12 protein-coding genes are annotated in these 13,010 nt (G+C 61.2%); 5 read left to right on the forward strand and 7 right to left on the reverse strand.

Features of this window, described 5'->3' with window-relative positions; all coding sequences use genetic code 11:
• Positions 1–53: 53 nt before the first annotated feature.
• From ACI7M0_RS15620 to ACI7M0_RS15640, 5 genes are all read left to right on the forward strand, one after another.
• Positions 54–1,463, forward strand: coding sequence for a circularly permuted type 2 ATP-grasp protein (locus ACI7M0_RS15620; RefSeq protein WP_070383834.1), 1,410 nt, complete (start codon positions 54–56; stop codon positions 1,461–1,463).
• A 3-nt stretch (positions 1,464–1,466) separates the two neighbouring features.
• Entirely contained in the window at positions 1,467–2,417 is a 951-nt protein-coding gene (locus tag ACI7M0_RS15625) for an alpha-E domain-containing protein (protein ID WP_129932145.1), read from the forward strand.
• Positions 2,414–3,193: a transglutaminase family protein gene (locus tag ACI7M0_RS15630; RefSeq protein ID WP_021783994.1), complete on the forward strand. Its 780-nt coding sequence runs from the start codon at positions 2,414–2,416 to the stop codon at positions 3,191–3,193. The genes ACI7M0_RS15625 and ACI7M0_RS15630 overlap by 4 nt, the downstream gene beginning before the upstream one ends.
• Before the next feature lie 73 nt (positions 3,194–3,266).
• Positions 3,267–3,989 carry a proteasome-type protease gene (locus tag ACI7M0_RS15635; protein WP_014756324.1) on the forward strand — a complete coding sequence of 241 codons (723 nt, stop codon included), beginning with the start codon at positions 3,267–3,269 and terminating at the stop codon, positions 3,987–3,989.
• 248 nt (positions 3,990–4,237) lie between these two features.
• Positions 4,238–5,587 carry a D-serine ammonia-lyase gene (locus ACI7M0_RS15640; RefSeq protein ID WP_129932144.1) on the forward strand — a complete coding sequence of 450 codons (1,350 nt, stop codon included), beginning with the start codon at positions 4,238–4,240 and terminating at the stop codon, positions 5,585–5,587.
• Positions 5,588–5,630: 43 nt separating this feature from the next.
• Here ACI7M0_RS15640 and ACI7M0_RS15645 read toward each other — a convergent pair whose 3' ends face one another.
• The 7 genes from ACI7M0_RS15645 to ACI7M0_RS15675 all read right to left on the reverse strand — a co-directional run bounded on the left by ACI7M0_RS15645 (position 5,631) and on the right by ACI7M0_RS15675 (position 12,997).
• Positions 5,631–6,245 carry a hypothetical protein gene (locus tag ACI7M0_RS15645; protein WP_121161837.1) on the reverse strand — a complete coding sequence of 205 codons (615 nt, stop codon included), beginning with the start codon at positions 6,243–6,245 and terminating at the stop codon, positions 5,631–5,633.
• A 526-nt stretch (positions 6,246–6,771) separates the two neighbouring features.
• Positions 6,772–8,442 (reverse strand): NahK/ErcS family hybrid sensor histidine kinase/response regulator, encoded by a 1,671-nt coding sequence (locus ACI7M0_RS15650; RefSeq protein ID WP_121161839.1) that lies wholly within the window; start codon positions 8,440–8,442, stop codon positions 6,772–6,774.
• Positions 8,426–9,589 carry an alcohol dehydrogenase-like regulatory protein ErcA gene (gene ercA, locus ACI7M0_RS15655; RefSeq protein WP_004576476.1) on the reverse strand — a complete coding sequence of 388 codons (1,164 nt, stop codon included), beginning with the start codon at positions 9,587–9,589 and terminating at the stop codon, positions 8,426–8,428. The genes ACI7M0_RS15650 and ercA overlap by 17 nt, the downstream gene beginning before the upstream one ends.
• Before the next feature lie 89 nt (positions 9,590–9,678).
• Positions 9,679–9,951 (reverse strand): pyrroloquinoline quinone biosynthesis peptide chaperone PqqD, encoded by a 273-nt coding sequence (pqqD, locus tag ACI7M0_RS15660; protein ID WP_064490943.1) that lies wholly within the window; start codon positions 9,949–9,951, stop codon positions 9,679–9,681.
• A gap of 51 nt (positions 9,952–10,002) precedes the next feature.
• On the reverse strand, positions 10,003–10,074 hold the full coding sequence (gene pqqA / locus ACI7M0_RS15665) for a pyrroloquinoline quinone precursor peptide PqqA (protein WP_003243383.1): 72 nt from the start codon (positions 10,072–10,074) through the stop codon (positions 10,003–10,005).
• A 212-nt stretch (positions 10,075–10,286) separates the two neighbouring features.
• The gene (locus ACI7M0_RS15670; RefSeq protein WP_392523497.1) at positions 10,287–11,240 is read right to left on the reverse strand and encodes an IS110 family transposase; all 954 of its coding nucleotides are present in this window, start codon (positions 11,238–11,240) and stop codon (positions 10,287–10,289) included.
• Positions 11,241–11,476: 236 nt separating this feature from the next.
• Complete coding sequence (locus ACI7M0_RS15675) at positions 11,477–12,997, reverse strand: aldehyde dehydrogenase family protein (RefSeq protein WP_003254088.1); 1,521 nt, start codon at positions 12,995–12,997, stop codon at positions 11,477–11,479.
• Positions 12,998–13,010 lie beyond the last annotated feature (13 nt).

Genomic DNA, 13,010 nt, shown 5'->3' on the forward strand with positions numbered 1-13,010 from the left:
AAGACGCAGATGAACCGCAATGAAGCTGCCGGCAACGGCGGCAAGGAGTGGGTATGTCCCGGGCTTTTTTCAATGAAATGTACGAAGCGGACGGCAACTGCCGCCCGCATTACCAGGAGTTCGCCCGCTGGCTGGCCAACACCCCGCTGGAGTTGCTGGAACAGCGCCGGCGCGAGGCCGACCTGCTGTTTCACCGCGCAGGCATCACCTTCACCTTGTATGGCGACAAGCAGGATACCGAGCGCCTGATCCCCTTCGATATCATCCCGCGCAGCATCCGCGCCAGCGAGTGGCGCACGGTCGAGCGTGGCTGCATTCAACGGGTACAGGCGCTGAACCTGTTCCTGCAGGACATCTACCACGACCAGCGCATTCTCAAGGCCGGCATCATCCCGCCAGAGCAAGTGCTGGCCAACGAGGGCTACCAGATCGCCATGCAGGGCCTGGACCTTCACCGTGGGCTGTATGCGCATATTGCCGGTGTCGACCTGGTACGTGACGGCGATGGCAGCTATTTCGTGCTGGAAGACAACCTGCGCACCCCCAGCGGCGTCAGCTACATGCTCGAAGACCGCAAGATGATGATGCGCCTGTTCCCCGAACTGTTTGCCGCCCAGCGTATCGCGCCCATCGACCACTACCCCAACCTGCTGCTGGACACGCTCAAGAGCGCCAGCCCATTGGACAACCCCACCGCGGTGCTGCTCACGCCCGGCCGTTTCAACAGCGCCTATTTCGAGCATGCCTTCCTGGCCCGGGAAATGGGCATCGAGCTGGTCGAAGGCGCCGACCTGTTCGTGCGTGATGAGCATGTGTACATGCGCACCACGGCCGGCCCCCAGCAGGTGGACGTGATCTATCGCCGCCTGGACGACGACTACCTCGACCCGCTGTCCTTCAACCCTGATTCGATGCTGGGCGTGCCGGGGCTGATCTCCGTTTACCGCGCCGGCAATGTGGTACTGGCCAACGCCGTCGGCACTGGCGTGGCCGATGACAAATCCATCTACCCCTTCGTCGACGACATGATCCGCTTTTACCTGAGCGAAGAACCGATCCTGAACAACGTGCCGACCTGGCAGTGCCGCAAGCCGGCGGACCTGTCCCATGTACTGGCCCACCTGCCCGAACTGGTGGTCAAGGAAACCCAGGGCTCCGGCGGCTATGGCATGTTGGTCGGGCCCGCCTCGACCAAAGCCCAGATCGAGGACTTCCGCGCGCGCATCAAAGCCCGCCCGCACGCCTATATCGCTCAACCGACGCTGTGCCTGTCAACCTGCCCGACCTTCGTCGACAGCGGCATCGCACCGCGTCACATCGACCTGCGCCCGTTCGTGTTGTCGGGCAGTGAAACCCGCCTGGTGCCCGGTGGCCTGACGCGCGTGGCGCTCAAGGAAGGCTCGCTGGTGGTCAACTCGTCGCAAGGCGGCGGTACCAAGGACACCTGGGTGGTGGAGGACTGAGCCATGCTTTCGCGAACTGCTTCCGACCTGTACTGGATGTCCCGCTACCTGGAGCGTGCAGAAAACCTCGCACGCATGCTCGAGGTCAGCTACTCGCTATCGCTGATGCCCCAGGCCGGGCGCAGCGACGGCCATGCCGAACTGGCAATGTCGCTGATGGCCTCGGGCATGCTGGATGACTACCTGCGTCGGCACAAGGAACTCGACACCGAGCGCATGCTGCACTTCTTCGCCCTCGACGCCACCACCCCCAGCAGCATCTACTGCTGCCTGCAGGCCGCCAGGACCAATGCCCATGCAGTGCGCGGCCGTATCACCGCCGACATGTGGGAGAACATCAACGCCACCTGGATCGAAATGCGCAACATTGCCAGCAACGGCCTGGGTCGCTATGGCATCAGCCAGTTCTGCGACTGGGTCAAGGAACGATCGCACCTGTTCCGCGGTGCGACCTCCGGCACCATCATGCGCAACGATGCCTACAGCTTCATTCGCCTTGGGACCTTCCTGGAGCGGGCGGACAATACCCTGCGCCTGCTCGATTCGCGCTATGAAATGTTCGGCGAGGCCTCCGAAGAGGTCAGCGACGACTCCGCCCGAGGTTATTACCAATGGAGCGCCCTGCTGCGCGCGCTGACCTCGTACGAGGCCTTCAACGAGCTCTATCGCGCCGCGCCCAGCGCCCGGCCGGTGTCCGAGCTGTTGCTGTTGCGGGTGGACGTGCCGCGCTCGCTGCATGCCTGCATCGAGGAACTCGACCTGATCCTGGCGGGCCTGCCCGGCAGTACCGGGCGTGCCGCCCAGCGCATGGCCGCCGAACTGAACGCGCGCCTGCGCTACACCGCAATCGACGAAATCCTCGATGCCGGGTTGCACCCCTGGCTGAGCGACTTCATCGGCCGCATCAACCAACTGGGCCAGGCCGTCCATCACTCCTACCTGGAGGTTGTATGAAACTGTCCATTCGCCACGACACGACCTATAGCTATGCCAGCGACGTGTGCAACAGTATCCAGTTCCTGCGCCTGACGCCGCGCAGCAGCGAACGCCAGCGTATCAATCAATGGCAACTGGACCTGCCCTGCAAGGTAAAGGGCCAGATCGACCCTTATGGCAACATCCTGCACGTGCTGACACTGGACAAACCCCATGGCCACCTGGCGCTTACCGCACACGGCCAGGTCGAGATCGACCCGGATTGCGAACACGAAACCGAGAGCCAGTCGCCCCTGCCGTTCCTGCGCGGCAGCCACCTGACGCAGGCCGACGACACCCTGATTGCTTTCGCCGCCCGGCAATGTGGCAGTCACCGCGACCGGGCAGCACTGATCGGGCTGATGCAAGGCCTGGCCGAGCACATGCCCTACAGCCCTGGCGCCACGTCGGTGGGTACCACGGCCATCGAAGCCTTCAGCGGTGGCGCGGGCGTGTGTCAGGACCACACCCACGCCTTCCTGGCCTGCGCACGCAGCCTGGGGGTGCCGGCACGCTATGTGTCCGGCTACCTGTGCACCGAGGATGAACAACACCTGGCCAGCCACGCCTGGGCCGAAGCCTGGGTCGACGATGCCTGGTACAGCTTCGACATTACCAACCGCCTGACCCGGCCAGAGCGTCACCTGAAGCTGGCGGTGGGCCTGGACTACCTTGATGCCTGCCCGGTCAGGGGCGTACGCCGCGGCGGCGGCGCCGAATCGATGCAGGCCAGCGTTCACGTGCATCGCCAGTGACAGACTGGCTTCAGACCGGTCTTGCCGCGCGAGTGCGGCAAGACCCTTCCACACGCAACACAAGGGAAACCGCATGACTTACTGTGTCGCCATGCACCTGGAGGACGGGCTTGTCTTCATCAGCGACTCACGCACCAATGCCGGCATCGACCAGATCTCCACGTTCACCAAGTTGTTCGTCTTCAGCGTCCCGGGCGAGCGGCTGATCGTGCTGCAGACCGCCGGCAATCTGGCGACCTCGCAGTCGGTGGTAAACCTGCTGCAGCAACGCACCCAGGGCAACGGCCCCCACCTGCTGAACGTTGCCACGCTCTACGATGCAACGGTGCTGGTCGCCGACACCCTGCGCGAGGTGGTCAAAAGAGACCGCAGCAAGCTCACGGCCGATATCGACCTTAGCAGTTCATTCATCGTCGGCGGCCAGATAGCCGGCGGCCCCATGGCCATCTACAACGTGTATGCACAAGGCAATTTCTTCCAGGCCACACCGGACACCCCGTTTCTGCAGCTGGGTGAAAGCAAGTACGGCAGGCCAATACTCGACCGCAACCTGGATTACCGCACGCCGCTCGATGAAGCGCTGCGCTGCGGCCTGATTTCGTTCGACTCCACCATCCGCAGCAACCTGTCGGTGGGCATGCCGCTGGACTTGCTGGTGTACCGCAATAACAGCCTGGAAAGCATGACGCGCAAGCGCATTACCAGCGACGATGCCTATTACCAGCAGATTCGCAGGCAGTGGAGCGACGGTTTGAAAACCCTGCTGGCCGAACTGCCAGCGCCGCCTTATGGCTGAGTAAGCAAACGGATCAGATCCTTTGCCTGTACCGGCCCCTTCTCGGGCTTGCCCGCTCCCACAGGTACTGTGCAAGCCTTGAAGGCTGTGATGTCCTGTGGGAACGGGCGAGCCCGCGAAGGGGCCGGTACAGGCAACACCTCAGTAAAGCCAATGTGTAATGTTCGAGACTCCGTGGGTTATCCTGCCCCTTCCCCCTGTCACGAGACTGCTGCTGGCGGCCCACAGACTGCACTGCAGGTGAAATCATGATTCACGGAAAAACCCTGGAAGCCTGGCAACAAAGCCACCCGATCATCGCCGAGCTGGTTGCCCTGAAGCAGACCAGCTGGTTCAACCCTGGTATCGCCAAGGCTGCAGAAGCCCTGCACGATGTGGGCCTGACGGCTGCCGACGTGCAAGCGGCCAGCGCGCGGCTGCAGCGGTTCGCGCCTTACCTGGCCACCGTGTTCCCCGAAACAGCCGCTGCCGGCGGGGTCATCGAGTCGCCTGTCATCCCGCTGCCACTGCTGCGCCGGGTGCTTGTCGAAGAAGGATCACTGCAGAACGCAGGCAGCCTGTGGCTCAAGGCGGACAGTGACCTGCCCATCTCCGGTTCGATCAAGGCCCGGGGCGGTATCCATGAAGTGCTCAAGCACGCCGAAGACCTGGCCCTGGCGGCCGGATTGATCACGCCAACGGATGACTACACCAAACTGGCGAGCGACCAGGCCCGCGCATTCTTCAGCCAGTACACGATCGCCGTGGGTTCGACCGGCAACCTGGGGCTGTCGATTGGCATCATGAGCGCCAAGCTGGGTTTTAAGGTGAGCGTGCACATGTCGTCAGACGCCCGGCAATGGAAGAAGGACAAGCTGCGGGCCAACGGCGTGACCGTGGTAGAACACGCGTGCGACTACAGCGTAGCGGTCGAGCAGGGTCGCCAGCAGGCAGCCTCAGACCCCAGTTGTTATTTTGTCGACGACGAAAACTCCCCACAGCTGTTTCTCGGCTATGCCGTCGCCGCCGAACGGTTGGCACGGCAATTCGACCAGGCTGGCATCCAGGTGAACGCAGATCACCCGTTGTTCGTGTACCTGCCGTGCGGCGTAGGGGGCGGCCCGGGCGGTGTCGCATTCGGGCTGAAGCTGGTGTTCGGCGATGCGGTGCACTGCATCTTTGCCGAGCCCACCCACTCCCCCTGCATGCTGCTGGGTGTCTACACCGGCCTGCATGATGAAACCTGCGTGCAGGACTTCGGCATCGACAACGTCACCGCCGCAGACGGCCTGGCGGTCGGGCGCCCATCAGGGTTTGTCGGCAAAGCCATGCAGCGGCTGATCGATGGTTACTACACCGTGACCGACGAAGAACTGTACCGTTTGATGGTCATCGCCCATGAGCAGGACAAGGTCAAACTGGAACCTTCTGCCCTGGCCGGCGTACCCGGTATGCTACGGGTGCTGCAAGCCGGCGAGTACCTGGCTCGCCAAGGCTTCACCCCAGCCCGGCTGCAGCAGGCCACCCATCTTGTCTGGGGAACGGGGGGCAGCATGGTGCCGGAAGATGAGTTCAATGCCTATCTGGCGAAAGGGCGCAGCGTGCAGGCAAACGCGTGACCGCGAGCGCCGCTTTGCGGCGCCGTTGCAGTGCCTCAGGCCATCAGCAAGGAATGCCCGCCCGCGGCCACACAGGTGCTGGCGTCGCTTTGGCCATATTGCGTTTTCGCGCCCACTGGGTCAGTGCGGCCATCAGGGCAAAGCCAAGCAGGATCAGCACCGGATAGGCCAACAGCAACTCGGTCAGCGAATACTTCCAGGCCAGTGGCCGACCGACGCCCAGCATCGCTGCATATAACCAGGAAACACCTGACAGTGCGCCAGAAAACAGGGCAAACATCCGCACGCCTATATTCAGGTCAAGCAAAGAACCGGCCTTGAGCAAGGCAGGTAATACATAACGATGCAACAACATGCCATTGAAGGTCAGGAGCAAGACAATAATGACCTTGGCGTGAAGTTTGGGATTGGCAAAATAACTCATGCCTTTTTCAAGGTAATCGATACCAATGACCGCGGCACCGGTAAGCCACAAGAATATCAAGGCATTGGCAACGGACGCTTGCAATCGCGCCATGTGCTTACCGTCATGGCTGGCCTGTTGATACCCCTTCAACAAGTCCCTGACCATCTCGGCATCACTGGTAAATACCAGGCCGATGGCGATACAACAGGCCAGTAAATGAACATAAATGACCGACAACCGCACCAGCTCCATGGATTCTTTCTGCCCGAACAGGCTAATAATTGTATTAAACTCCACGTCGAATTCTCCACGTAATGCATCAGCGCTAGATGGCCTTGCAACAAGCATGCGTACGACTTGATCGCACCGGGAAGACCAAATTCATATCGTTAATTGAAACAGCGAATGGTTACTCAATTGCACACAGTGGCTCAACCGTTGAGCCTCGGTTGGGCATGGCGTTACTCCATCGTCAGAGGTAAAAAAGCCCCGTGTGCATCCCTGCGATTCAGATCAAGTTGAACGTCCATTACGTTCTGGGGAGAGGTGCGAAGTGCGCTGCTTTAAGAACACACTTGCTGGCAAATATGAGCGACCCACTGGCAAATCGTTCATTTCTTGAGCAAAAGCACCGACCAGCGGTATTTAAAGCCGTATTAGTTAGTTTACTAACTTCTTGCAAGCTGACCGAATGGTAAGTTTTAAAGACCCGTGGATCCAAACTCCACGACAGGCCATTTAAGTGCTCTATTTCGCTGAATGGTGAACGACTACCCAGTCAATGCACCAGGAGCAACTGGCTCAATACCGCCCGCAGTTTTCCGGGTTTCACAGGTTTGTTCAGTAGCGGCGCCCCTAGCTTCTGCAATCCACGCCGGCACTGATCGCTGCGGTCTGCGGTAATGATCACTGCCGGTATGGCAGTCGCAAAATGCTCACGCAGGTACCTCACCACCTCGCACCCCACTACGCCATGGTCCAGGTGGTAGTCGGCCAGGATCAGTTCCGGGGCCTGCCCCTGCAAGGCCAGCAAGGCACCTGCCTGGTCGGTCGCGGTCACCACCTCGCAGCCCCACTGCCCAAGCAGCGCGCCCATGCTCTCGAGGATGCTCACTTCGTTGTCCAGTACCAGCAGGCGGCGGCCCGGCAGCGGATCACCGACGCTGGGCAGCGGCACAGCCTGGTGAACAGCCAGCGGCATTTCTTTGCCAAGAGGTACCTCGATGCTGAACATCGAGCCACGCCCCAGCCACGACCGCACTTCGATCCGGTAACCGAGTATCTTGGCGATCCGCTCGACGATGGCCAGCCCGAGGCCAACGCCCTTGCGATCCGCTGCACGCCCCACATCCAGCTGATTGAACTCGAGGAATATGTCCTGCAGCCGGTCCTGCGCAATGCCCCGTCCGGTATCCCACACCTCCAGCCGCAAATGGCCGCCGCGGCGCCTTGCCCCGAGCAGGATCCGCCCCTCCTCGGTATACCGGCACGCGTTGCTGAGGAAGTTACGCAGGATGCGTGTGAGCAACCGCAGGTCAGTGCTGATGGCGTAGTCGGCTATGCGTGCGTGCAGCTTCAGGCCCGCCGCCTCGGCCACCGGGCTGAACTCCGAGACCAGCGGCGCGAACAGCTCGTCCAGGCGGTACACGGCCACATCCGGCTTTACCGCCGCCTGGTCGAGCCGGGAAATGTCCAGCAGGTCGGTCAGCAGGTCTTCCGCGCCCTCCAGGGCCTGGTGGGTACGCTCCACCAGCACATGCTCGGCCTCTGGCAACGGCCGCTCGCGCAAGGTCGAAATCAGCAAGCGGGCAGCGTTCAACGGTTGCAGCAGGTCATGGCTTGCGGCGGCGAGGTATTTGTCCTTGCTGCGGTTGGCGGCTTCGGCGGCATCACGCGCCTCCAGCAATTCATCGGTACGCGCAGCAACCCGTTGCTCCAGTTCGTCATTGAGTTGTTGCAGGCGCTGCTGGGCCAGCTTGCGTTCGGTAATGTCGGCGACGAACCCCTCCACCAGCCCTTCATGGCCGGGTTTGAGCAGCAGGTTCATCAGTACATCGAGATGGCTGCCGTCCTTGCGCCGCAGACGGGTTTCGTAGCCGTGCAGGCTGTGCTCACGGGCGAGCACCGCGGTAATGGCCTGCAACTCCTCGGCACCGCCATCAAACAGGTTGGCGGCCAGGTCAGTCAGGGAAAAAAGCACCGCTTGCGGGTCGTCATAGCCGAGCATGCGCGCCAGCGCCGGGTTTGCGGCGCGCATGCCGTCCTGAAGGCTGGCCTGGAAAATACCGTGCACGGCGTTTTCGAACAGCCATTTGTAACGGTTGCGTTCGGCTTCCAGCTCGTCCAGGCGGGCGGACAGCTCCGGGTAATGGCTTTTGCGCGCCGAGTGGTCACCCAGCCCCAGCAGCCCGGCCAACGCCCGCTGCTGCTCGTCAGAGGGCCTCGCCATAGACCACCTCGACATCACGCTGGCTGGACGCACGGGGGTTGGTGAGGATGCACGGGTCGTCCATCGCGTGTTGCGACAGGAACGGGATATCGGACGTGCGCACCCCGTGCAGGCCCAGGGTTTCATGGAAGCCGATGGCACGCTTCAGGGCAATCAGGTGCTCCACCAGCCGCCCGCAGATCTGCCGGTGATTGAGACCGCGGCAGTCGATACCGAACACCTCGGCGATCACCTTGAAACGCTCCGGCGCCGAGCTGTAGTTGAACGCCACCACGTGCTCCACCAGCACCGCATTGCACAAGCCATGGGGCAAGTCGAGGAAGCCGCCCAGGCTGTGCGACATGGCGTGCACTGCGCCCAGGATCGCATTGGAGAACGCCAGGCCCGCCTGCATGCTGCCGAGCATGATCTTCTCGCGCAGCGCAATATCAGTAGGGTTGGCGATCATCTCCACCAGGTTGCCATTGATCAGGCGCATGGCTTCCAGCGCATGGGGATCGGTCAGCGGTCCGTGGCCGGTAGACACGAAGGCCTCGATGGCATGCACCAACGCATCGATGCCGGTGCAGGCCGACAGGAACGGGTCCATGCTCAGGGTGGTCTGCGGGTCGATCAGCGACACGTCCGGCACCACCGCCTTGCTGACGATGGAGAACTTCATGCGTTCCTGCTGGTTGGAGATGATCACGAACTGCGACACGTCCGCCGAGGTGCCGGCGGTGGTCGGGATCAGGATCAGCGGCGGGCTGGGCACGCGGATCATGTCCACGCCTTCGAATTCGAGGATGCTGCGCCCATGGGCCACCACGATACCGATGGCCTTGCCGCAATCCATCGGGCTGCCGCCACCGACGGCGACGATCACGTCACAGTGGTTCTGCCGATAGATCTCGGCGCCGAGCATCACCTCCTCGACCCGCGGGTTGGGTGACACCGCTGTGTACAGGCAGTAGTCGATACCCTGGGCCTGCAGGCTGGCCTCCACATCCGCCACCCAGCCGGCGGCGATCACGCCAGGGTCGCTGACCACCAGTACCTTGCGCGCACCGAAGGTTTTGGCGTAATTGGCCACATTGTGCCGGCAGCCGGCACCAAAGATGATTTCAGGCGATACGAACTTGCGAAGGGGGCTGAAACTCTGGCTCATCGGTAAGCCTGTTCTTATTGTTCTGGAAGATAACCGCCAGCGTAAAGCATCCCACCACGAAAGCAACCAGACCAAAGCGGGGCTACCGGTCATTCTATCCAGGATTTGGCGCGGGCCACCTCCAGAAACGCCAGTACGTCCTCTTCGAGCCCTGGTACATCGGGGAAGCGTTGTGCCAGGCGGTCGATGACCGTTGCCACGGTACTGTGGCCGTCCAGCAGCTCCAGGACCCAGCCGGCACTGGCATTGAGCTCGATGATGCCCCCGGCGTACAACAGCACGTGGCAAGCCTTCTGCGGCTCCCAGCCCAGGCGCAAGCCTCGCCCCAAGGCAAGGGCCTGCTGGCGATCAATCAGGTTCACAGGCACATGCTCCAGGAGGATCCGGCCACCGTGGCGATGGCCGGGCCGTCATCAACGGTTGGCGAAATACATCGTCACTTCGAAGCCAATGCGCAGGTCGGTATAGGCGGGTTTAGTCCACATAGGGCAAGTCCTCTTCTTGTGCCGGAGGATTCCGGTAGAAGCATTAATGCACGGGGGCGGACTGGACCGAATGCTACTTTGGAACGAGCTTGCGGGGTGCGTTGGTACGGGTAGGCCATGCATGTGCCGGCCCTTTTGCGGGCTCGCCCGCACCCACAGGTTCTTCACCGGTTCTGGAACCAACGGTGAACCTGTGGGAGATTCTATGGTTTTCAGCAAGCCAATTTTCGGCTTTTGGTGACGTATTCGCCCTGATCTCGCATCAGGGCGAATGCGACGCGAGCGAGCTTGCGAGCCAAGATCACTAATGCCTGAGTCGTTGCTTTACCGTTGCTCCGATACTGCTCATACACGTCTTTCCAGGTAGCTGACCTACTGGCCGACATCGCTGCGTTATGCAACAAACGACGGATCTCCGAACAGCCTCGCTTTGTAAGGCGGCGGCGTCCATTCTTTTGCCCGGAGTCATTCACTCGCAGATCCATCCCCAAGAAGGCGATGTAAGCGTCACTGCTTTTGAATTCGCCTCTGATAAATGCCATTACCAGTGCTGACGCTGTGAGAAAACCAATACCTTCCACGGCTTGGCAGCGAATAACCTGTTCAAGCAGCCCTGCCTCTCGCAATACTTCTTTGATCTTCTTTTGTATCAGCAAGTCCAGCCGTTCTATCGACTTGACGAAGGTTTCGAAGGCCGCTTTCAACAGGCCCTCGTTAGCCCAGCTCTGCGTCATTGCAGTACGTGCCGATACCAGCGCAGCCCTGCGCCGCAGAAGGCTCTGCAGCTTGCCGTAGACGGCGGGAGGCGGGGTCCAAGGGCGAAGATCCTCACCCTCGTTTTTCAGAAAACGGGACAGTAACCGCGCATCGGACGGGTCAGTTTTGACTCGGCCGCCAACACTCTTGCGATAGTTACTCAGTTGAAATCCATCAATGACATAAACATCGAAGCCCATGCCATGGGCTAGCTCGACCAGATCCAAGTGATAGATGTTGGTCGCTTCAACGGCGATAGCCGTGTTCAGTGGCTGCTGCCTGAGCCACTTATTGATTTCAGATTTAGAGTTTTTCAGCTTGATGATCTCATCACGCTCCTCGTGATGGATCACCAATTCAGCTTTTGCAACGTCCGCTCCGATGATCGACTTCACTACCTGCATTGCCATCGGCGGCTCTCCACGTTATGGTTTTTCGGCTTGAGGGGCTTTCACCAAGAGGCGCTGGCTTGCTTCTATCGTCGCTTGCAAACGATGCATTCTTTATCGGCGCTTTGGTGGAAGGGGTGGGGCGATGTCTCCCACGGTCTGTACTGCTCGTAACAGTCAGAATCGGGCATTTAGTCCCACCACCCCTTCAAGTCTAACCATACAAGCGGGCGAGCCCGCGAAGGCCGCGACGCGGTCTAGAAGAAACCCAGCGGATTGATGTCGTAGCTCACCAGCAGGTTCTTGGTCTGCTGATAATGGTCAAGCATCATCTTGTGGGTCTCACGGCCAACACCGGACTTCTTGTACCCCCCGAACGCCGCATGCGCCGGGTACAGGTGGTAGCAGTTGGTCCACACTCGCCCGGCCTTGATCCCGCGGCCCATGCGGTAGGCACGGTTGATGTCGCGGGTCCACAGGCCGGCGCCCAGGCCGAATTCACTGTCGTTGGCGATCGCCAGCGCTTCGGCTTCGTCCTTGAAGGTGGTCACGCCCACCACCGGCCCGAAGATTTCTTCCTGGAACACGCGCATCTTGTTGTTGCCCTTGAGCAGGGTTGGCTGAATGTAGTAACCGCTGGCCAGGTCACCCTGCAGCCGCTCGGCACCACCGCCGGTGAGCAGCTGCGCGCCCTCCTCTCGGGCAATTTCCAGGTACGAAAGGATCTTGTCGTACTGTTGCTCGGACGCCTGGGCACCCACCATGGTTTCGGTATCCAGCGGGTTGCCGCGGGTGATCTTGGCGATCTTCTTCATCACCTCGGCCATGAACGGTTCGTAGATCGACTCCTGGATCAGCGCCCGTGACGGGCAGGTGCACACCTCGCCCTGGTTGAAGAACGCCAGCACCAGGCCTTCGGCAGCCTTCTCGATGAACGCCGGCTCGGCCTGCATGATGTCTTCGAAGAAAATGTTCGGCGACTTGCCACCCAGTTCGACGGTGGACGGGATGATGTTCTCGGCCGCGCACTTCATGATGTGCGAGCCCACCGGGGTGGACCCGGTGAAAGCGATCTTGGCAATGCGCTTGCTGGTGGCCAGCGCCTCGCCGGCCTCACGGCCAAAGCCCTGGACGATGTTCAGTACGCCTGCCGGCAACAGGTCGGCGATCAGTTCGGCAAAGACGGTAATCGACAGCGGCGTCTGTTCCGCGGGCTTGAGCACCACGCAGTTGCCAGCGGCCAAGGCCGGGGCGAGCTTCCAGGCGGCCATCAGCAGCGGGAAGTTCCATGGGATGATCTGCCCCACCACACCCAGCGGCTCGTGGATGTGATAAGCCACGGTGCCTTCGTTGATCTCGCCTACGCCACCCTCCTGGGCGCGGATGCAACCGGCAAAATAGCGGAAGTGGTCCGCTGCCAGCGGCACGTCGGCATTCAAGGTTTCGCGTATGGCCTTGCCGTTGTCCCAGCTTTCGGTAACCGCCAGCACTTCCAGGTTCTGTTCGATGCGGTCGGCAATTTTCAGCAGTACCCGCGCACGGTCTTGCACCGAGGTCTTGCCCCAGGCTTCGGCGGCGGCATGCGCGGCGTCCAGGGCGCGCTCGACGTCCTGGGCCGTGGAGCGCGGGAATTCGGCAATCGGCTGGCCATTGACCGGCGAGCTGTTGGTGAAGTACTGGCCAGCCAACGGCTGCACGAACTCGCCACCGATGAAGTTGCCATAACGGGGTTTGAAGGATACGACGGCGCCTGGAGTTCCGGGTTGTGCGTAGATCATGCTGAGCCTCTGC

This window comes from Pseudomonas sp. 10(2024) (genome assembly GCF_045164175.1).
GTDB lineage: Bacteria > Pseudomonadota > Gammaproteobacteria > Pseudomonadales > Pseudomonadaceae > Aquipseudomonas > Aquipseudomonas alloputida.